At 61.5% G+C, this 21,120-nt stretch carries 16 protein-coding genes; 7 read left to right on the top strand and 9 right to left on the bottom strand.

Annotated elements, in window-relative coordinates; translation table 11 throughout:
* Positions 1–74: 74 nt before the first annotated feature.
* From BM317_RS24845 to wecB, 5 genes are all read right to left on the bottom strand, one after another.
* Positions 75–857 (bottom strand): alpha-amylase family protein, encoded by a 783-nt coding sequence (locus BM317_RS24845; protein ID WP_092174710.1) that lies wholly within the window; start codon positions 855–857, stop codon positions 75–77.
* Between the two features lie 177 nt (positions 858–1,034).
* Entirely contained in the window at positions 1,035–2,840 is a 1,806-nt protein-coding gene (locus BM317_RS24840) for a bacteriophage N4 adsorption protein A (protein ID WP_092476622.1), read from the bottom strand.
* Positions 2,837–4,951 carry a glycosyl transferase family protein gene (locus tag BM317_RS24835; RefSeq protein ID WP_092476620.1) on the bottom strand — a complete coding sequence of 705 codons (2,115 nt, stop codon included), beginning with the start codon at positions 4,949–4,951 and terminating at the stop codon, positions 2,837–2,839. The genes BM317_RS24840 and BM317_RS24835 overlap by 4 nt, the downstream gene beginning before the upstream one ends.
* Positions 4,952–4,963: 12 nt before the next feature.
* The gene (locus tag BM317_RS24830; RefSeq protein ID WP_092476618.1) at positions 4,964–7,177 is read right to left on the bottom strand and encodes a hypothetical protein; all 2,214 of its coding nucleotides are present in this window, start codon (positions 7,175–7,177) and stop codon (positions 4,964–4,966) included.
* 36 nt (positions 7,178–7,213) lie between these two features.
* The gene (gene wecB, locus BM317_RS24825; protein ID WP_092476652.1) at positions 7,214–8,446 is read right to left on the bottom strand and encodes a non-hydrolyzing UDP-N-acetylglucosamine 2-epimerase; all 1,233 of its coding nucleotides are present in this window, start codon (positions 8,444–8,446) and stop codon (positions 7,214–7,216) included.
* A 900-nt stretch (positions 8,447–9,346) separates the two neighbouring features.
* On the opposite strand from wecB, the gene BM317_RS24820 reads away from it, so the two are divergent.
* From BM317_RS24820 to BM317_RS24810, 3 genes are read left to right on the top strand one after another with little or no spacing between them, the layout of a single operon-like run.
* On the top strand, positions 9,347–9,907 hold the full coding sequence (locus tag BM317_RS24820) for a TRAP transporter small permease (protein WP_092476616.1): 561 nt from the start codon (positions 9,347–9,349) through the stop codon (positions 9,905–9,907).
* Positions 9,904–11,184, top strand: coding sequence for a TRAP transporter large permease subunit (locus BM317_RS24815; RefSeq protein ID WP_092174679.1), 1,281 nt, complete (start codon positions 9,904–9,906; stop codon positions 11,182–11,184). Before BM317_RS24820 ends, BM317_RS24815 begins: the two co-directional genes overlap by 4 nt.
* A gap of 50 nt (positions 11,185–11,234) precedes the next feature.
* A complete protein-coding gene (locus tag BM317_RS24810; protein ID WP_092174683.1) occupies positions 11,235–12,254 on the top strand; it encodes a TRAP transporter substrate-binding protein in 1,020 nt (339 codons plus the stop codon).
* Between the two features lie 327 nt (positions 12,255–12,581).
* On the opposite strand, the gene BM317_RS24805 is transcribed toward BM317_RS24810, so the two are convergent.
* On the bottom strand, positions 12,582–13,370 hold the full coding sequence (locus BM317_RS24805) for a transporter substrate-binding domain-containing protein (protein WP_092476613.1): 789 nt from the start codon (positions 13,368–13,370) through the stop codon (positions 12,582–12,584).
* A gap of 92 nt (positions 13,371–13,462) precedes the next feature.
* Positions 13,463–14,116, bottom strand: a complete 654-nt coding sequence (locus BM317_RS24800) for a TetR/AcrR family transcriptional regulator (RefSeq protein ID WP_092476611.1) — start codon at positions 14,114–14,116, stop codon at positions 13,463–13,465.
* 140 nt (positions 14,117–14,256) lie between these two features.
* On the opposite strand from BM317_RS24800, the gene BM317_RS24795 reads away from it, so the two are divergent.
* Positions 14,257–15,486 carry an arabinose transporter gene (locus tag BM317_RS24795; RefSeq protein ID WP_092476609.1) on the top strand — a complete coding sequence of 410 codons (1,230 nt, stop codon included), beginning with the start codon at positions 14,257–14,259 and terminating at the stop codon, positions 15,484–15,486.
* A 58-nt stretch (positions 15,487–15,544) separates the two neighbouring features.
* A complete protein-coding gene (locus tag BM317_RS24790) occupies positions 15,545–16,414 on the top strand; it encodes an SDR family oxidoreductase (RefSeq protein WP_092476607.1) in 870 nt (289 codons plus the stop codon).
* Positions 16,415–16,449: 35 nt separating this feature from the next.
* On the opposite strand, the gene BM317_RS24785 is transcribed toward BM317_RS24790, so the two are convergent.
* Positions 16,450–17,082, bottom strand: coding sequence for a response regulator (locus BM317_RS24785; protein ID WP_024619432.1), 633 nt, complete (start codon positions 17,080–17,082; stop codon positions 16,450–16,452).
* Positions 17,083–17,113: 31 nt separating this feature from the next.
* Positions 17,114–18,475 (bottom strand): cache domain-containing protein, encoded by a 1,362-nt coding sequence (locus tag BM317_RS24780; protein WP_092174705.1) that lies wholly within the window; start codon positions 18,473–18,475, stop codon positions 17,114–17,116.
* A gap of 325 nt (positions 18,476–18,800) precedes the next feature.
* On the opposite strand from BM317_RS24780, the gene BM317_RS24775 reads away from it, so the two are divergent.
* Both BM317_RS24775 and BM317_RS24770 read left to right on the top strand, forming a co-directional pair.
* Positions 18,801–20,861 (top strand): carbon starvation CstA family protein, encoded by a 2,061-nt coding sequence (locus tag BM317_RS24775; RefSeq protein ID WP_092476605.1) that lies wholly within the window; start codon positions 18,801–18,803, stop codon positions 20,859–20,861.
* Between the two features lie 15 nt (positions 20,862–20,876).
* Positions 20,877–21,074 (top strand): YbdD/YjiX family protein, encoded by a 198-nt coding sequence (locus tag BM317_RS24770; RefSeq protein ID WP_003182142.1) that lies wholly within the window; start codon positions 20,877–20,879, stop codon positions 21,072–21,074.
* Positions 21,075–21,120 lie beyond the last annotated feature (46 nt).

The following is a 21,120-nucleotide window of genomic DNA, read 5'->3' as shown; positions in this document are numbered from 1 at the left end:
ATCAGCCCGCATTTGATATACAGACCGATACAAACTCGGTAAGCGAGGGCGAGCGGATAGGTTCAGATGCCTGATCAGGGCTGGGCCAGGGCTTGCTTCAGCTGGTCCACCAATGCAGGCGCCATGTAGTGCGGGCCATCGAACAGGTAGAGCGGGTAGCCCGAATAGGCCGCCAGTTGTGGCTTGAGCTCGGCGACGGTGGCGGCGCGGAAACCACCGCCGTATTGGGGGCGGAAGGCTTCGACGATGATCCGCACGCGGTCCTTGCCAAGCCGATCGCGCAGGGCATCGGCGTAGTTGCGGGCCACCGGGGCGGTGCGGGCGTAGACGCCGACGCCGTCCTGGAAAAACACGCCGATATCGTTTGGCAGCCATTGCTTGAGCCAGTCTGCGGTGGCGGCGGGGCCGATGTTGGCACCGTCGTAGACGCTGATCCACAGCGGCCGCGGCAGCTTGGCGAGCAGGGCCGGTAATTCCGTGGCGCCTGACCAACTGGGGTCGACTTCAGCCGGAAAGTACCAACCGGTGACATGCAATGGCGTGGGCAGCCCAGCGATGCGCTCCGACAGCGCCGCCAGTTGCTCGATATCGTCCCGAGAGCGGTTCTCGCTGAAATAACCGGCCAACCCGAGGATGACATCCTGGGCCCAGGGCGCCTTGGCGATGCGCGCCCAATCCGGCAGTACCGGCACGCTGGTCAGGCCGGTGCCGGGCACGAAGGCCTGGTCGTCCACCACCGTCCATTGCACCAGCAGCTCGTGCACGCCCAGTTTTTCCCAATTGCCGCTGATGCCGACGGTCTGGTTGTCCGGCTGCCAGACAATGCCGACGATGTTCGGTGCAGCGCGGGTGGTCATGTAGTACGTCCCTGTACCTGCGGCGAGGAGCGCGGCCAGTAACAGTGCCGCGACAGTCTTGCGATGGATGAACGTTGCGAAGCTTTTCAAACAAGTTCCTTCTGGATGCAGTGTAGTCGCGGCTCGGCAAGACGAGCCGCTTTTCGTAGCGATGGACCGACTGGCACACCCAGCGGATCAATAGGAGTAGGTCAAGCGCGCGAACACCCCTTTGGCGCGATCCTCGCCGAACACCCTGGCGCGGTATTGCAGGGAAAAATCCACATAGGAACGTGGCGCGTTGTAGGCGTCTTCCCGGAACCAGTAGCGTACGTTGTTTCCTATCCCGATGCCTCCGGCGTCGCCGGAAGAAAAGCCGCCACCGGCTTCGCTCTTCATCTTCGAATCGTAGTCGATCGCCGCGACGACATGGGGGAAGGTCACCCAGCGCGAACCGGTCCCGCCGATGGCGTAGCTGCGGCCTACTTGCCATTCGCTGTTGAAGTAGTTGCGCGAGTCGTTGATGTAATGGCCGACCTCGGCATACAACTGCGAGGTCCACCAGCTCGGCACATCGACCCGCAGGTCGGTACCGATGCTCGAACCGTAGCCCAGGCGCACCAGCCAGTCGCCGTCGACATTGGAAGAGCCGAGAGGGAACGTGCGTTCAAGGGCGGCCATGATGTTGATGGAACTGAAGGGCTTGACCCGTACGCCAACGGCGCCCTGCAGGGCATCGGCACCGGTGTCCGAGTCGCTGTTCTTGCTCCACAGGGTGTCGGTGATACGCCCGTAGAGTTCGACAAAGCGGGCGTTGCGATAACCCAATGGGCGCCAGGACAGTTCGGTGCTGTTTTGCAGCAGGTCGTTGCTTTCGCTGCCGCCGCTGTTATTGGTGCTCGGCGCTCCGCTCAGGCCACTGGAGCCGCGATAGCTGGTGGTGCTGGTCAGGCCCATCCTGCGCGAAACGTCACCCACGGCGCGGCGGGTATCGAACAGTTGTTGCGCGGACATGGGCGCTTCTGCAGTTTTTTGCCCATCGATCACGCGCTTGAAGTACGCGACGGATTCGTCGTCCTCATGGACGCGCATGGCGTTGTAGGCGGCGTCCTGGGCTGCCGCCGGCTTCAGTGGCTCAGTGGCGTCGGCCTTGCGGAACGCGGCGTGGGCCGCCTCGTCATCGCCGCTGCGGACCGAATCATAAGCAAGCTGCAGATCGCTCACCGGTGCCCGCTCATAGGTGTTAACCGGCCGGGTGGCGCACGTCAGGCCGAAGGCGCTTTCCTGACACTCCAGGACCGGTGCGTCGGAATCATTGGCATCGAGCAATGCACTATCGAGCAGTTGCTGGTTGGCGGCGATTTCCGGAGCCCAGGCTACGGCTTTGCGGGCCTTTTCCACAGCCAGGGCGCGGTTGCCTTGCTGCAGGGCGCGGTAGCCCTGGACCGCCAGCGATGCTGCCAGTTGGCGGCGAATTTCTTTGCGCCGCATCAGCAACGAGGTGTCATTGGTGAAAACCCCTAGCGCATCGGTAACGGCTTGGTCGGCTTCTTCCAGGTGTTGCTGGCGTTGCAGGGCGTCGACCAGTAACAACCGGTATTCCCGGCGTCGGGGTGCCTGGGTGATGGCCTTGCGGGCCGATTGTGCGGCCAGGCCGAATTGTTCGCGATCGTAGGCTTTGAAGCCCTGGGACGCGGCGGCGAAGCCCGGTGCTGCCGCCACGGCGCGGGATGATCTGGCTGTCCGCGGCTGGTCGCGCAGTTTCTTGTCCCGTTCGGCCAGCTCGATCAGTGTGTTCAAGCGCGTCATGTCGGCGCGCTGGCGCAGGGCTTCGCGTGCCTTGGCGATGGCCAGGTCGTAGTCCTTGCGCTCGTAGGCGCTGTAGGCCTCGTTGGCGGCGGTGTAGGCCGGCCCTGTCAACGGCAGCGGCAATGTCTCGGCAGACGCCAGCACGGGAATCAGGCTCAGCCCCGCGGCCAAGAGGGTCAGAAGGGGGCGGTTCATGCCGGAAGCTCCATTGGGTAGAGGCTGTGCTGGCGTGCCACCACTTGTTCGATCGTTGCCCGGGGCAATACACCGCTGTCGACCAGGTAATCGCCGATCCGGCCGTGATGCTGCGGACGATACTGCAGCATGGCTTGGCTGAACTGATCGCGATCGATCAGGCCCATTTCGATCAGCAGGTCGCCCAGCAGCGGCGCGCTGGCATTCGGTACGGCATGACCGTTGTTCGCTGGCAATCGGCGCAACAACGCGAGAATTTCACTCTCCCGGGCGATCAATTGCACCGGCTCGCTGCCCAATTCGGCGCTGACCTGTTGCAGACCTTCATCGGAAAGCGGGTTGGCGACCGCGATCTGTTCACGTCCTTCGCCATTGCGCCCCAGGGGAATGACACGCCAGCGCAAGGCAAACTCGCTGGCCAGCGACGAGGTTGAGGCTGCGGCTTTTTCGGCCACGTCGAAGACCCGTGGCAAGTCATTCTGGAACGCGATGGCTTCGGCCAGGGTTTCGTCGTCCAGCCAGCCGTTATTGAGCAGAATCCGACCCAGCGGGACATTGCGCGATTGTTGTTCGTCGAGGGCGCTTTGCAGGTGGGTGTCGGTAATGGCTTGCCAGGACAGCAATACACTGCCCAGGCGGCGTGGTGCGGTGGCGACCAGGTCGGTGGACGGGAAGTCATGCATGGTCTTGTCCCAGACCAGCTTGCGGTTCATGACCTTGCCCACCAGGAACATGCGCCAAGCGCGAGAGGCGGCCATGAAGTTGACGAAGTTGCCCACCAGCATGCGCGGGATCGACAGCAAACCGTGCTGCCAGCCGTACAGTACGGTGGTGAAGTAATAGCGGTGCAGGATGCGCCAGGCCAGGGCAACGCCGTTGGCCAGTAACAGGTATTTGATCACGTCGTTGGTTTCAAAGGGCGTAGGGAAACTGACGTCCCACAAGCCGCTGTTGCGCAGAATGATCAGGCCCAGCAGTTGCACCAGGATCACATAGGCAATGATGCTGATGAACGCTGTCACGACGCCCTTGCGGTCGCGAAACAGCAGGTATCGGTTGGCCAGCGAGCCATTCCAGCCCATCTGTTCCCAGCCTTGCAGGCCGATGCCCAGGGTCCAGCGCGCCTTTTGCCGGAAGGCGGTGCGGAAGGTGTCGGGGAAAAACTCACGCACGCACAACGGCATCGTCAGGGTCGATTCATAGGGCTTGCGGAACCAGGATTTGCGCAGCACCCGGAACTGCACCGGGAAGCGTACGAAGATCGCGTTCATGCCGACCTTGGCCAATCGTGCACCAACGTCGTAGTCCTCGGTGAGGCTGTCGGTGTTGAACGGTTGGTTTTCGGTTTCACCGGCCAGCACCCGCAGGGCACGATGGGAGAAACAGGTGCCGACGCCGGCCGAGGGCACGGTGTCGGTCATGCTTTCACGCACCACCAGGTCCTTGCCGTGCCATTCGGCAAACTCGTCCATGTAGACGCCCGCCACCCATTCGTACCAGTTGCGTTCCAGCGAGACCACCGGCAACTGGATCATGTCCTTGCGCGGCAACAGGTAGTTGAACAGGCGCAATTCCAGCGGATGCAGCACGTCTTCGCTGTCGTGCAACACGACGCCGGCGAAGGTCATGCCATGAGTTTTCTCGTGCAGGAAAATCGCTTGGATCACCCAGTTCAAACAGTCAGCCTTGCAGGTCGGCCCTGCATGGGGCACTTCCACGCGGTGCAACTGCTTGTAGCGCCGGCGCATCCGCTCGACTTCGTCGATGGTGCGCTGGTCGTTGATATAGGTGCCGACGAAGACCACGTAGTTCTGGTAGTCGAGCGTCGACACCATGTTTTCGATCATCGGCGCGATGACGTCGTATTCCAGCCAGGCCGGGACCATGATCGCCAGGGGTTGCTCGTCCCGGGCCAGCAATTGCTCGACGGTCAGTGGCCGATAGCGGCGATCTACAGTGAATTTGCGGTACAGGCGACGAGACCAGTACCACACGTCAATGATCAGATCGTCCAGGCTGGAGATCAGGATCAGTACCGCGACCACAATGGTCGCGGCTTCCAGGTAGTTGTAGTAGTGGGCCAGCCAATAGGGCCAATAAAGCGACGTCATCAAAGGTTACCGTTACTGGCGATTGCGACGGGCGCTACGGCCTGCCAGCAACAAGATAAGGAACAAGGCAATGCCACCCGGGATCAGCCAAAGCAGTGAAGGTTTGCGCCAGGCATCCAGGCCCTTGGGCTCTTCCTCGCCGATCAATTGGCTGCCGTTGGGATCCTGGGTATCGAAGACCGCCACGGCACCGTTGTCGCCCAGGATCGCCACATCGCCACGGGTCAGTACGACCGGCTTGGCCAGGCTTGGGGGCTGGTCGCCCAGGGCCCGATAGACCAGGCCGTGCTGGCCCGAGGTCTGCACCACTTGCAACGATGCCAACTGGTTGAGGCGCTGCACATCCAGCATCACCTGGTCCTTGTGGTTGATCCGCAGGTGACCTTGCTCGTCGACCTGGACCGACTCCTTGCTGTCCTTGAGCGGCAGTTCGAAAGCCAGGAACGCTTTGTCCGGGCTGACGGCGGCTTTCGGATCGGTGCTGACTTTCAACTGTGCGCGCAGCGGCGAGACACCCGAGGCGTCGGCCACCGGGATCACTAGGGCCAGGCTGCTGGCCGGGTGGTCAAGATAGGCCTGGGGAACGAGCACTTGGGTGTCGACGGCGAAGCGTGCGGCGATGCCGGCGAAATCGTCACCCAGTGAGGTTTTGTCCAGCACGATATGGCTGGTAGGCAGTACGGACACCGGGAACGCCTGAGGCGTTTCGAGGCAACGGTCGCTGACCGGTTGGCGCTGGAACGAGACGCGCAGTACGTTTTTCGAACCCAGGGCGTAGCGTGGGATGTGAGCCTGGATGCGTTGTGGTTCGCCATCGGTGGTCAGTTGCTGGGCACCGATCAGGAAGTCATTGAAAAACAGCGAGGCCACGGGCGCGGTGTCCGAAGCGCCGGGTGCGGCGGAGACGTCGACCACGGCGGTGACGGGCAGGCGACCGTCATACGCCACGCTGCCCAGAGGGAACGAAGTGCTCCAGTCGAATCGCGAGGCTACGTCGAAGTTACCGGGAGCGCCGCCCAGTCGCGACAGGGCCACGCGGCCATCTTCACTCAACGGCGTTTGCGCTTCGTTCACGGTCAACTGGCGGCTGCGTGCCAGTTTGTTCCAGGCAGAGCCGAGCAAGGACAGGGCTTTGCCGGTCGCATCCGGGGCGATCATTAATACCGGGCGAGTGCCCAACAGTGCCAGACGCACGTTGTCAGTGCCGGTGCCCACCAGGGCGGCGTTGACGTGCGCATCGCGCCATTGGGTCAAGGCCGCTGCCGCCGTGGCGTCGACGCCTTGGACCTGATTCTGCAAGGCATCCAGGGACTGGTTGATGGCCTGGAGCAGTTGCGGGTCGCTGATGGCCAGGTCGGCCTGCAGGTTCGGCACTTGGCCAAGCATCAGCAGTGCACCGATTTCGGCTGGGTTGGCCAAGGTATGCTGGCCCTTGCCATTGAGGCTGGCGAAGGCGGGAATGTTCAACAGTTCGGCCGGGACGCGCAGATTGCTCAGGTCGACGCTGTCCTGCAGGGCAGGGAAGGGCAGGATACGGGCATGCTTGCCGATCCGCTCCAGGGCCACGCCCAATCGCCAGGCGGCATCATAGCTGCCGGCCGACAACGAGCCCGGTGCGACCAGGATGCCAGGGTTGGCCGGCAGTGTCGTCCAGGCGGCGCCGACATCCTTCAGTTGGCTGGCATCGTAGCTGTAGTTCAGGCGGGTATCGGGCTGAATGCGCAGCACGTTGCCGATGACCCGGTCGTCTTCGCACAGCGGCCGGGAGACCACCGACGACCAGGCAATGCCCAGGCGTACCAGACCGTTGTCCCGCGGGGTCTGGTCTACGCCCAGCTTGACGCTGGCATCGCCCTGCGCCTCGCTGAGGCCTTCGGCGCGCACCGGGTAGCCATCGAGCGACAGCAGCATGGTATTGCGGCCGCCTTCGCCATTGAGATAGCTGGCGTCCAGTTGCAGTGTCGCATCGCTCAGGGTCACGCCGGCGGGTACCGGCAAATACAGTTCGCGTCGAGCGTCGCTGGCACCCAGCAGGATTGGTGCGGTGATGCCCAGGTCGCTCAAGCGGATCTCCCGCTCCTGGCGAGTATCGGCGTTGAGTCGGTTGATTGCCTGGGTGAGCGGGCTATCCGCAGCCAGGGCAAAGTTTGGCATGAGCGCGAGCAGGCTCAGGCCACAGGCAAGGGCGCTGAGCGCGCCCGTAGGAATGGCAACGGAAGGCTTCATTCAGGCAAATCTCGATCTGATAAGGGTGGGTAGCAGTTATGAGGTGAAATCGGCGAGCAACTCGCGTGGCTCGGACAGCGGCGTGTGTGACGGCTCGTGGGCCGCTTGCACCTGACCCACGACAAAGTCGTCGACCGCGCGTCCCATCAGGGTGTCGACGATGCGCTGGCTGGCCTTGCCATCGCCGTAGGGATTGACCGCCTGAGAGGCACGACGCCACAAGGCCGCGTCGTCGAACAGCGCGTTCACGCCAGCAATGATCGAGGCCGGGGACGTGCCCACCAGGCGCACGGTACCAGCGGCCACGGCTTCGGGGCGCTCGGTGACGTCGCGCATCACCAGGACAGGTTTGCCCAGGGACGGCGCCTCCTCCTGCACACCGCCGGAGTCCGTGAGGATGACGTGGGCATGTTGCATCAGGCGCACGAACGCCAGGTAATCCAGGGGCTTGATCAAGTGCACGTTGAGCAGGTCGCCCAGTTGTTCGGTCACCGGCCCCAATACGTTGGGATTGAGATGCACCGGGTAGACAATCTGGATATCAGTGCGCTGGGCCAGCTCGCGCAAGGCCTTGCAGATGTCCAGGAAACCCTCGCCGAAGTTTTCCCGACGATGACCGGTCACCAGTAGCAGCTTGCGTCCGGTTTGCAGGAACGGGAACTGTTGGTCCAGATCACCGCGCAACCGGGCATCGCCATTGATGCGTTGCGCAGTCAGTTGCAGTGCATCGATCACCGTATTGCCGGTCACCAGGCAGCGACCTTGCAGGCGTTCGCCCAGCAGGTTGTCCCGTGATTGGCCGGTAGGGGCAAAGAGCAGGTCGGCACTGAGATCGATGCAGCGACGGTTCATTTCTTCCGGCCATGGGCTGTAGATATCACCGGTGCGCAGCCCGGCTTCGACATGGCCTACGGGGATGCGCCGGTGGAAGGCGGCCATCGAGGCCACCATGGCCGAAGTCGTGTCGCCATGGACCAGCACCCGATCCGGCCGGGTCTGTTCCAGGACCGGGTCGATGGCGTTATAGAGGGCGGCAGTCAGGGAGTTGAGCGTCTGGTGCGGCGTCATCACGTCAAGGGTGAAATCAGCCTTGAGATCGAACAGATCCAACACCTGCGTGAGCATGCTTTGATGCTGGCCGGTGACGCAGATCAGCGATTCAATGCCTGGTTCGGCGGCGAGGGCCTTGACCAAAGGAGCCATCTTGATGGCTTCGGGACGGGTGCCGAAGATCGACAGGATCTTGATTCGTGGGACTTGAGTAGCGATGACGCCCTTCCTCGCGCAGTTTGCTGCGCCGCACAACAGTTCGCCCAAGTGCGGGTACGCACTTGAGTAAGTGATTTAAGTTAAGTGTGGTTCCAATATCCGAAAGGGGTTGTGCGCGTAAAGAAAGTTACGTGGTGGCACCTTGGTTTTTGGCTCGGCAGATTAATAGCATCAAAGAGCGTGGGCGCAAAGTTTTTTATAGGAAGTTTTATTAATATTTTTTAATAGCTCTAATTGAGGGTGGGGGAATGGCTGTTAATTTTCAGAGTTAATATTATTTGTTGTTGATTTTAAAGGGTTTTATTTTTGTTTTTTGTTGTTGTGGTGAAAGGTGTTCCGTTGTTAATTATTGGCGCCTGAAAAAACAAGATGGAGTTTTTGCATGTCGTAAGACTGGCGCCGGAATGTTGTCATTGGCTCGTAGTTGGTGGGCTTGAGTTAACTGTGTGCAAGGTGCTGTGACTGAGTTTTGTTCATTTTATTTTTATTTATTATGACGAACGGTTGGTAAATAACTTTTTAATCGGGCGTGCTGCTGTTCTTCAACCAAGGAAAGTTTGTGCCTGGTTTCGCAGGTGCGGGGGGCGGGCAGACCTGTGAACGCATAGCCGATAATCGCCCGCTTTGTCATGGGTTGGTGCCTGGGATATTGACCGAACTAACCGGTTGGTACATTTTAAGCGCCACATACGTCTTGCGACGCATTGCCAAGACCATAATAAAAAATAGAGGAACACCTCATGCGAACCTTTCTGCAAACGCCCGACACCTTTCCCTCGGTCTGGCGCTCCTGGCCTCAAGCCCCTCGGAACATCTCCATTTGGATTCGATAGCGGACACCGTCGCCGTTCTATCACCCCGGTTGGAACCCGGCACTCGACAATCCGAGAGGTCTTCAAGATGGCAAAAGTCGTCGATTTGTATTTCAAGCTGCTGAAGCTGCTGATCGTACTGTGCATGCTCGCAATGATCGTGCTGGTGTTCGGCAATGTGGTGCTGCGCTATGCCTTCAACTCCGGCATCAGTGTGTCGGAGGAGCTGTCGCGCTGGTTCTTCGTCTGGATGATTTTTCTCGGTGCCCTGGTGGCGCTCAAGGACCGTGCCCACCTGGGCATGGACAGCCTGGTCAAGCGCTTGCCGTCGGCAGGCAAGCGGATCTGCCTGGTCATCGGGCATCTGCTGATGTTGTACATCTGCTGGCTGATCTTCAGTGGCAGTTGGCAACAGGCGGCGATCAACCTGAACGTAGTCGCCCCGGCATCGGGATTGTCCATGGCGCTGTTCTATGGCGCCGGCCTGGTGTTCGGCGCCAGTGCCGCACCGATCCTGCTCTACGAGCTCTACCTGGCGTTGTTCGGCAAGCTCGGGGATGACGAACTGATGATGGTCAAGGACAACGACGGCGAGGCGATCACTCATCACCCCAGCACCTCTGATTCCATCAAGAGTACCCGCCCATGACGCTGGTTATTTTTCTCGGGTCCTTGATCGGCAGCATGGCACTGGGCATGCCCATCGCGTTTGCCTTGCTGGTGGTCAGCGTGGCGTTGATGGTTTACCTGGATCTGTTCGATGCGCAAATCATTGCCCAGAACCTGCTCAACGGCGCGGACAGTTTTCCGCTGATGGCCGTGCCGTTCTTCATGCTGGCCGGCGAAATCATGAACGTCGGTGGCCTGTCCAAGCGCATCGTCAACATCGCCATGGCGCTGGTAGGGCACAAGCGCGGTGGCCTCGGTTACGTGGCGATCATCGCTTCCTGCCTGCTGGCATCGTTGTCCGGTTCGGCCGTGGCCGATGCGGCGGCGCTGGCGGCGTTGCTGGTACCAATGATGGTCTTGGCCGGGCACAACCGAGGGCGCTCGGCCGGGTTGATCGCCGCCGGCAGCATCATCGCGCCGGTCATTCCGCCGAGCATTGGTTTCATCGTCTTTGGTGTGGCATCCGGGGTGTCGATTTCCAAGCTGTTCCTGGCCGGGATCGTACCGGGGTTGATGCTGGGGGCTTCGCTGGCCGTTGCCTGGTGGTACATCTCCCGCAGCGAGAACGTCGAGACACCGTCCAAACGTTCCCGTACCGAAGTGCTGCGCACGTTGCTCGATGGCAGTTGGGCGATGGGCCTGCCGTTGATCATCATCCTGGGCCTGAAATTCGGCATCTTCACGCCCACGGAAGCGGCGGTGGTCGCGGCGGTCTATTCGCTGTTCGTGTCCCTGGTGATCTACCGGGAAATGAAGGTCAGCCAGTTGTACGAAGTGATCCTGTCCTCGGCCAAGACCACTTCGGTGGTGATGCTGCTGGTGGCGGCGGCCATGGTTTCATCGTGGCTGGTGACCATCGCCGACCTGCCGGGCCAACTGGCGGAGCTGCTGGCGCCGTTCATGGACAACCAGACCGTTCTGTTGCTGGTGATGATGGTGCTGATCATCCTGGTAGGGACGGTGATGGACATGACCCCGACCATCCTCATCCTCACCCCGGTGCTGATGCCGGCCGTCATCCAGGCGGGGATCGACCCGGTGTACTTCGGCGTGCTGTTCCTGATCAACACGGCCATCGGCCTGATCACGCCGCCCGTGGGGACGGTGCTCAATGTGGTTTGCGGGGTGGCCAAGCTGGACTTCGAGGAAATCGTGCGCGGGGTATGGCCGTTCATGTTTGCGCAGTTTGTGGTGCTGTTGCTGTTGGTCCTGTTCCCGCAATTGGTCCTGGGGCCGTTGAAATTCTTCACCGGATAACACCGGTGCTGTTAGCTCGACCTAAAAAACAATAACGATCGGAGAGTGACATGGGAAAACTGATGAAAACCCTGCTGGCCGGGGCATGCGCGACGGGCTTGCTGTTGACCGGCGTGGCCAGCCACGCGGACGAGATCCGCGAGCGGACCTTGCGATTCGCCTTCCAGAACGTCAAGGAGCACCCCCAGGGGCAGGGGGCGCAAAAGTTCGCCGACCTGCTCAGCGAAAAGAGCGGCGGCAAGATCAAGGTCCGCCTGTTCCCCGGCGGCACGTTGGGCGGCGATGTGCAAACGGTGTCGGCGTTGCAGGGCGGCACACTGGACATCACGGTGCTCAACTCCGGCATCCTGGCCGCCCAGGCACCGGATTACGCCATGCTCGATTTCCCGTTCCTGTTCAACAACGTCGAGGAGGCCCATGCGGTCATCGATGGGCCGGTCGGGCAGAAGCTGGCGGCGCAACTGGACAGCAAAGGACTGGTAGGGCTGGGTTATTGGGACCTGGGTTTTCGCAACCTGACCAACAGCAAGCATCCCGTGACCAAGCTTGAAGACATGCAGGGCCTGAAGATTCGCGTCATCCAGTCGCCGATCTACCTGGAGACCTTCTCCGCCCTGGGCGCCAACCCCGTGCCGATGGCGTTCCCCGAGGTCTACACCGGCCTTGAGCAGCACACCATCGACGGCCAGGAAAACCCTTTCACGGTGATTGAGGGCAACAAGTTCTACGAAGTGCAGAAGTACCTTTCCGTCACGGGGCACATCTTCAATCCGCAATCGTTGATCATCAGCCAGAAAACCTGGAACCGTCTCAACGACGATGAAAAAGCGATGATTCGCGCGGCTGCGGCCGAGGCGCAAACATTCCAGCGTGAAGTCACGGCGGCGAGCATGGACAAGGCCAAGGCCACGTTGGCCGCTGCGATGACCGTCAATGAAATCACCCCTGCCGAGAAAGATCGCTTGCGTGAGCGGGTGAAACCGGTGGTCGACAAGTTCGCCAAATCCTTGGATGGCGACCTGGTGAAGATGATGTACGAGGAAATCGCCAAGGTGCGCGCGGCACAGTGAGGTGAATGGGCCTGTCCGGAGCAGACCCCATCACAGATCCCCGTGGGGCGGCCCCAGGATTTACATACGCCACAGATCCCCTGTGGGAGCGAGCTTGCTCGCGATTGCAGTGTGTCAGTCAACCTCAATGTGGCTGACCTGACGCCATCGCGAGCAAGCTCGCTCCCACAATTGTTTTGGGCTGGCCCAGGATTCATATACGCCACAGATCCCCCTGTGGGAGCGAGCTTGCTCGCGATAGCGGTGTGTCAGCCAACCTCAATGCGGCTGACTTGACGCCATCGCGAGCAAGCTCGCTCCCACAGGGATTTTTGTTTCGGCCAACGGTTATTCGGCTGGTACGGCCAGCCATTGGCCAATCACTTTCTGGTAGCTGCCATTGGCCTTGCTCAGGTGCAGCCACTGATCGACGTACATCTTCCAGGTGTTGTCATCCCGTGGCAGCAGGTAGGCCTTCTCGCCATATTGCAGGTAGCGGGTCGGGTTGACGGCGCACAGGCCGGGCTTGAGTTTTTGCTGGTAGAGCGCTTCCGAGGCGTCGGTAATCATCACGTCGGCTTTCTTGTCCAGCAGTTGCTGGAAGATGGTCACATTGTCATGGAAGCTGAGCTGGCCGTTGGGCAGGAACGCCCGGACGAAGGCTTCGTTGGTGCCGCCGGCCGGCTCGACAAGGCGCACCGAAGGCTGGTTCATTTGCTCGAGGGTCTGGTAACGCTCCTTGTCTTCGCAACGCACCAGGGGAATCTTGCCGTCCACGTCCAGAGTGGTGCTGAAATAGGCTTTCTTCTGACGCTCCAGCGTCACCGAAATCCCACCCATGCCGATGTCGCATTGGCCTGCAACCATATCCGGCATCAGGGTTTTCCAGGTGGTCTGCACCCATTGCACCTTGACGCCGAGGCTGGCGGCCAGGGAGCGCGCCATGTCGATGTCGATGCCTTCGTATTCGCCTGCTTCGGTTTTAAAGGTATAGGGCTTGTAGTCGCCGGTGGTGCACACCTTCAGTTCGCCGCGTTGCAGGACCTGGTCCAGCAGCGAAGGTGCCGGTTCGGCCAAGGCGCCGCAAGAGAGCGCCAACAGGCCACAGAACGTCATCGAGCTTGTTATGGTTTTCATCGTGAGGGGACGTCTCGTAGCGGAGGGAAACAAGATCAGGGAGTGTAGTAAAAGTGTTGGCAGGCTGTCACTGGAGCATGGCTGACGAACAGTCAGCAGACAGCGGTCTCAAAGGGGCGTCGCTGCAAGCTCTCCAGGTAGGCGCAGAACATATCGGCCATGGCGTCGCTGTAGATGGCAACGTCCGCAGGAGAGCGGGGCGCTGATGAAAAGCGCTTACCCACGGCACTGAGCGTGCTGATGACCAGGTCACCTGCCAGGGTGCGGGTTTGGGCCGGGGCGTCTGGCAACGCTTGCAGCATGAAAGCGTCCACCGACTGTTGCACCGACATCCGCGCGGCCTGGTGCTCGGGAGCGTCGCGGTAGAGCGGGGCGGCGTCGTTGAGGGCGACGCGTATCTGGGCTTCGTCACATTCGGACTGGATGAACGCCTGCACGAGGGTACGCAGGCGCTCGAAGGGCGGCTTGTGGGTGTCTTCAAGAATCTTGCGCAGCATGTCGCTGGTTTGCCGCCATTCATCACTTTGCAGGCGGAACAGGATCGCCGCTTTGTTCGGAAAGTATTGATACACCGAGCCGACGCTGACGCCCGCGCGTTCGGCAACACGAGCCACCGTGAAACGTGCCGCGCCCTGGGTCGCCAGAACCTGAACAGCCGCTTCCAGAACCGCGGCGACGAGCTCGGTGGAGCGTGCCTGTTTAGGCTGTTTGCGCGAGGAAATCTGCGGACTTGAGCGTTCGGACATGTGGGCATGAACCTCGGCAGGGAATGCGAATAGGAAATGCGACGGATTATTCGTATCTTGAATGCGACGAATTGATCGCATTCTAGTCGCCTCTGCAGGCAGCGTTCAACGTCACATCCATCCTCTGCGTGGGTAAGGTTATGACACAAGACAATATTCATCTCGGCGCTTCTTCGGCGCCTCAGGCAGCCGTTGAGGCCAATCCGGCACTCAAGCTGTTGCCGCTCACACTGACCGTATTCATCGGTTTCCTCACGATCGGCATGCAACTGCCGGTCTTGCCCCTCCATCTGCATGACACGCTGGGCATGGGCACGTTGGTGATTGGCCTGGTGGTCGGGGCACAGTTCGCCGCGGCGCTGTTGTCACGGGCCTGGGCCGGCAATTTTGCCGACATGCGCGGTGGCAAACGCGCGGTCATGACCGGGCTGGTGACAGCCGCGGTTTCAGGGCTGGACTATTTGCTTTCCCTGGCGTTCGTTGCCGCGCCGGTCACGTCGGTCTGGCTCTTGTCTGGTGGTCGGGTGCTGCTGGCAATTGGCGAAAGCCTCATTGTCACCGGTGCGCTGGGGTGGGGCATCGGCCTGGTGGGGGCGCAGCATGCCGGCAAGGTCATGGCCTGGAACGGCATCGCCATGTACGGGGCCTACGCACTGGGTGCTCCGCTCGGCGTGGTGCTCAACGGCGCCTGGGGGTTCACCGGCATTGCCATGGCCTCGATGTTCATTCCGCTACTGGCCTTGCCGATTGTCGCGGGGGTGCGCGCTGTCGCCCCTACGGCGACCCGGCGAACACCGTTCTACACGATGCTCGGGGCTGTGTGGGTTCCCGGCATGGGGTTGGCGTTTTGCAGCGTCGGCTTTGGTGTCCTCACGGCGTTCATTGCCCTGTTGTTCGCAGCCAGGGATTGGGGCAACGCTTCCTTGGCGTTCACGGCGTTCGGTGTGGCTTTCATCGCTGCGCGCCTGCTTTTCGGGCACCTTCCGGACAAGATTGGCGGCGCTCGCGTCGCCCTGGTCTGCGTATTGATCGAAACCGTTGGGTTGCTGCTGATCTGGAGCGCCGACACCGCGACCATGGCTTATGTGGGCGCGGCTTTCACCGGCTTCGGTTACTCCCTGGCGTTTCCCGGCTTCGGCGTGGAAGCGGTACGGCGTGCGCCGCCGCAGGCACGCGGTCTCGCCATGGGGGCCTACGTCGCGTTTCTTGATATTTCCCTGGGCATCACCAGTCCGCTGGCCGGTTTGTTGGCCAGTGGCTGGGGCATCGGTGCGGTTTACCTGGGCGGCGCCATTGCCGTTGGGCTGTCCTTCGGGGTGGCCTTGATGCTGCTCAGAGGACGGCAAGCACAAGTTCAATACAAATCCTGAGTCTTCGATGGGTTATAGAAGATTTTTGGTCTCGGTTTTTAGAACAGGAGCGTTGCATATGCACGTATTCGTTACCGGTGCCACGGGCTGGGTTGGAGCGTCCGTGGTGAAGGATCTGATCGCCTCCGGGCATCGGGTCACGGGCCTGGCCCGATGCGAAGAAAAAGGCGCGACACTGGCTGCGACAGGCGCGAAGGTGATTTCAGGCACGTTGGATGATCTCGAGATCTTGCACAGCGCAGCCTCGGCGGCGGACGCGGTGATTCACACGGCGTTCAATCATGACTTCTCGCGATTTGCCGAAAATGCCCAGCAGGACCGTCGCGCCATCGAAACGTTGGGCGATGCGTTGCGCGGCTCCGACCGGCCGTTGCTGGTGACGTCGGGCCTGTTTGGATTGACGCGGGGCGCGAGTGAACTGGAAGTGGTGAGCCCGGCTTCGCTCCGCAAGTCCGAAGCCGCCGCCCGGGACCTGGCCGAGCATGGGGTGCGTGTGGCGACGGTGCGACTGGCGCCCTCGGTCCATGGCCTCGGCGACCATGGCTTCGTGCCGATCCTGATTCGCCTTGCCCGGCAAAGCGGCGTATCGGCTTACCCTGGTGATGGCAGTCATTGCTGGTCGGGTGTGCATCGACAGGATGCCGCGCGGGTTTATCGGCTTGCCTTGGAGCAGGGGGTGACGCAATCCGTCTACCACGCCGTCGCCGACGAGGCCGTGCCGTTCAAGGACATTGCCCAGGCGATCGGTCGTGGCCTGGGGTTGCCGGTCGAATCCCGGGAGCGCGAGCATTTCGGCTGGTTCGCCCATATGGCGGCGGCGAACATGGCGGTGTCCAGCGAATACACCCGTGCCTTGCTGGGCTGGATGCCAAGCGGCCCGGGATTGTTGGATGATCTTGCGTTGCCGGGTTATTACCACGCCGATTGAAATGAGTAACCTGTGGCGAGGGAACGGTGTGGGGCCTAGCGGGAAATGATCCCGTGGTCGATCGCGTATTTCACCAGGGCCGCGGGCTTGTCGATGTTCAGCTTGCGGCGGATGCTCAGGCGATGGGTTTCGACGGTGCGTACGCTGATGTCCAGTTCACGGGCCATTTCCTTGTTGTTCAGGCCCTGGACCATTTTGTACAGCACCTGGCTTTCCCGTGGTGTCAGCTCGTTGTCGGTGTGTGGGTCGGTGGCGAGCCGCTGGGCAATCTCGGCACTGTAGAAGGTGCCGCCGCTGATGATGGCTTCGATGGCCGCGATGATTTCCCGCGATGGCGCGTTCTTGAGCACGTAGCCGCTGGCGCCGGAACGCACGGACTCGCTCACGTACTCATAATTGTCGTACATGCTGAGGATCAGGATCTTGAGGCTGGGGTATTGCTTGCCCAGCAGCCGGGTCAGCTCGAGCCCGTTCTTATCCTTGAGGCCGATGTCCATCAGCAGCAGGTCCGGTTGGCAGCGACCGACCATTTCGATCGCTTGCGCGCCGTTCTCGGCTTCGCCCACCACATCCAGTTGCGGCATCACCGACAGCAGGGCCCTGATGCCGTCGCGGACCAGGGAATGGTCATCGACCAGTGCGACGCGAATCACGGGAGGCAGGTTCATCGACGAGTGCTCTTGTTGGCGTGGGCGTGCATCAGTTTTCCGTGACCGAGAGGTTCATGGGCAGCAGGATGTCCAGTTCGCTGCGGCCCGGTACGGACGTCACTTCCAGGCGACCGCCGAAATGTTCGACCCGCTCGCGGATATTGCGCAGGCCGATGCCGGCATGGCCGCGTTCCACTTGCGGGACGTTGAACCCCATCCCGTCGTCGACCACCGTCAGTCGCAAGGACTGGCTGGAACCGAACAGGGTAATGCCGACGCTTTTCGCCCCGGCATGGCGCTCGATATTGGTCAGGGCTTCCTGGGCAATGCGAAACAGTGAGACAGGGGCGCCATTTTCAAGGCGGCAATCGAATTCGTTGCTTCGATAGGACACTTCCAGCCCGCTGCGCTGCTGGAACTCGGTGGCGAGCTGGCCGATGGCGGCGGGCAGGCCCAAGGTGTCGAGCAGGGACGAGCGCAAGTCGTGGGAGATATTACGGATTTCGCCGATGGCTTCGCCGAGCCGGTCGGTGGCGTTCTTCAGGATGCCCAGGCCATTTTCCTGGCCATTCTCCAACACGTGGCTGGCCAGTTCGAACTGGAATTTTATCGACACCAGCAGTTGGCTGATGCCGTCATGCAGCTCGCGCGAAACCCGCGAGCGTTCTTCTTCCTGCAAGCTGACGATGCGCTGGTTCAAGCGCTGCAGTTTTTTGTCGGCCAGGCGATGCTCGCTGACATTGAGGGTCATGCCGCCGGCGAACACCAGCAGGACCGCCACCAACGCGATCGCGGCAATGGCTTGCATGGTGGTGTGGATGCCGTGGGCGACTTCGTCACGGGCTTTCTGGGTGGCGCGCTCTACATCTTCCAGGTAAATCCCGGTGCCGAGCATCCAGCCCCATTTGTCCAGCATCACGACATAGGCCAGCTTGTCGGTCACCTGGCCGGAGGAGGGCTTGTTCCAGGCATAGCGCTGGAACCCTTCGCCTGACTCGGCGCTTTTGATCAGCGCCTGGATGACCGGCAGGCCGTGGGGGTCCTTCATGTCCCAGAGGTATTGCCCCACCAGCTCCGACTGGCGGGCATGCATGAGGCTGCGGCCCTGGCGGTCGTAGACGAAGAAGTAACCGTTGATACCGAAGCTGAGCTTGCGCAGTTCTTCCAGGACCTGCTGTTGCGCGCGCTCGTCGCCCTGGCCGTCGTTGTACAGCGGTGCGATCAGGCTCTGCGCCATCTCGACATAGTTCTTCAGCTCGGCGCGCTTGCTCGCCAGGATGCTGTCTTCGATCAGTTGCGCCTGTTGATCGCCCAACTGGCGGTTGAGCGAGATCACCAGGGCGCAGATGACGGCGATGGCCAGGGCCAGCGGCAAAATCCCGAGGGCGACGATTTTGTGTTTGAGCAGCATCTGTACTCCTGTCCGGGCTCGGCGGGGAGGCGAATGGCGGCATCATATGCCAAACCCATGGGGGAGGCATAAAACCTGTGGGAGCGAGCTTGCTCGCGATGACCTCGGATCAGCCAGCCGGGATGTCGCCTGACACAATGCCATCGCGAGCAAGCTCGCTCCCACAGGGGATGGGTGTCTACGTAGAACTACGTAGATGGCCCGTACGTAGTACTGCGCATTTATTTATTGACGACTTGCAGGGATATTGGGCCGGCTCCGAATAGCCGGGGCACACTATAAAAACAATCGCCGCAATCCACTGGATATCGGCAGGAGACATGCAATGACAACCCGTCTGGTTAAACACCTCGCCTGGTTTGCCGTGGCTGTTCTGGGAGCTTGTGCGTTGAGTGTCGTGGCCTTGCGCCGAGGCGAGGCGATCAACGCCCTCTGGATCGTCGTCGCCGCCGTGGCCATCTACCTGGTCGCCTACCGCTACTACAGCCTCTTCATCGCCAACAACGTGATGCAACTCGATGCGCGCCGGGCCACTCCCGCCGTGCTCAACAACGATGGCCTGGACTACGTCCCGACCAACAAGCACATCCTCTTCGGCCACCACTTCGCGGCCATTGCCGGTGCGGGGCCGCTGGTCGGGCCGGTGCTGGCGGCGCAGATGGGCTACCTGCCCGGCACGCTCTGGCTGATCGCCGGCGTGGTGCTGGCCGGTGCGGTGCAGGACTTCATGGTCCTGTTCCTGTCCACTCGCCGCAACGGTCGCTCCCTGGGCGACATGGTGCGCGAGGAAATGGGCCGCATCCCCGGCACCATCGCGCTGTTCGGCTGCTTCCTGATCATGATCATCATCCTCGCGGTGCTGGCGCTGATCGTGGTCAAGGCCCTGGCCGAGAGCCCGTGGGGCATCTTCACGGTAATGGCAACCATCCCGATCGCGATGTTCATGGGCATTTACATGCGCTACATCCGCCCGGGCCGCATTGGTGAGATCTCGCTCATCGGCGTGCTGTTGCTGCTGGGTTCGATCTGGCTGGGCGGGCAAATCGCCGCCGACCCGGTCTGGGCCAAGGCTTTCACCTTCACCGGGATCCAGATCACCTGGATGCTGATCGGCTACGGTTTCGTCGCGGCGGTGCTGCCGGTGTGGCTGATCCTGGCGCCGCGGGACTACCTGTCGACCTTCCTCAAGATCGGCACCATCGTCGCCCTGGCGATCGGCATCCTGGTCACCATGCCCGAGCTGAAAATGCCGGCGCTGACCCAGTTCACCGACGGCACCGGGCCGGTGTGGAAGGGCGGGCTGTTCCCGTTCCTGTTCATCACCATTGCCTGCGGCGCGGTCTCGGGCTTCCATGCACTGATCTCCTCGGGCACCACGCCCAAGCTTCTGGATAACGAAACCAACGCCCGCTACATCGGTTACGGCGGCATGCTGATGGAGTCCTTCGTGGCGATCATGGCCATGGTCGCCGCTTCGGTGATCGAGCCGGGCGTGTACTTCGCCATGAACAGCCCGGCGGCGATCGTCGGCGGTGACGTGGTGGCCGTGGCCCAGACCGTCAGCAGCTGGGGTTTTGCCATCACGCCCGAGGCGCTGCAGGCGGTGGCCAAGGACATCGGCGAGACCACCGTGCTGGCCCGTGCCGGCGGTGCGCCGACCCTGGCGGTGGGGATCGCGCAGATCCTGCACTCGGTGCTGCCGGGTGAGAACACCATGGCGTTCTGGTACCACTTCGCGATCCTGTTCGAAGCGCTGTTCATCCTCACGGCCGTGGACGCCGGCACCCGTGCCGGGCGGTTCATGCTCCAGGACCTGCTGGGCTCGTTCGTGCCGGCCCTCAAGCGCACCGAATCGTGGACCGCCAACCTGATCGCCACCGCCGGTTGCGTGGCGCTGTGGGGTTACCTGCTGTACCAGGGCGTGATCGATCCGCTGGGCGGCATCAACACCTTGTGGCCGCTGTTCGGCATCTCCAACCAGATGCTGGCCGGTATCGCCCTGATGCTCGCCACCGTGGTGCTGATCAAGATGAAGCGCCAGCGCTACGTCTGGGTCACGCTGCTGCCGGCGTCCTGGCTGCTGATCTGCACCACCACCGCGGGCCTGATCAAGCTGTTCGACGCCAACCCGGCGATCGGCTTCCTGGCCCTGGCGCGCAAATACAACGATGCCCTGGCCGCCGGCCAGATCCTGGCCCCGGCCAAGAGCATCGAGCAGATGCAGCACGTGGTGTTCAACGCCTACACCAACGCGACGCTGACGGTGTTGTTCCTGTTCGTGGTCTTCAGCATCCTGTTCTATGCGCTCAAGGTCGGCATCGCCGCCTGGGGCACCAAGGAACGCACGGACAAGGAAGCGCCATTCCAGGCCCTGCCGGACGCTTGATAGAGGATTGCAACGATGTTCAATGATTTGAGTCGCCTGGGTAAATACCTCGGTCAGGCCGCCCGCCTGATGGTCGGCATGCCCGACTACGACAACTACGTCGAGCACATGCAAACCAAGCACCCGGACAAACCGATGATGGACTACGAGGCGTTTTTTCGTGAACGCCAGGAGGCCCGTTACGGCGGCAAGGGTGGGCCCAAGTGCTGTTGAATTGAGCTAAACCCAACCCCCCTGTGGGAGCGGGCTTGCTCGCGAA

It is taken from the genome of Pseudomonas sp. NFACC24-1, from assembly GCF_900115235.1.
GTDB classification, from domain to species: Bacteria; Pseudomonadota; Gammaproteobacteria; order Pseudomonadales; family Pseudomonadaceae; genus Aquipseudomonas; species Aquipseudomonas fluorescens_AA.
The sequence above is the reverse complement of the archived record's forward strand: the minus strand, read 5'-3'. Positions and strand labels throughout refer to the sequence as shown.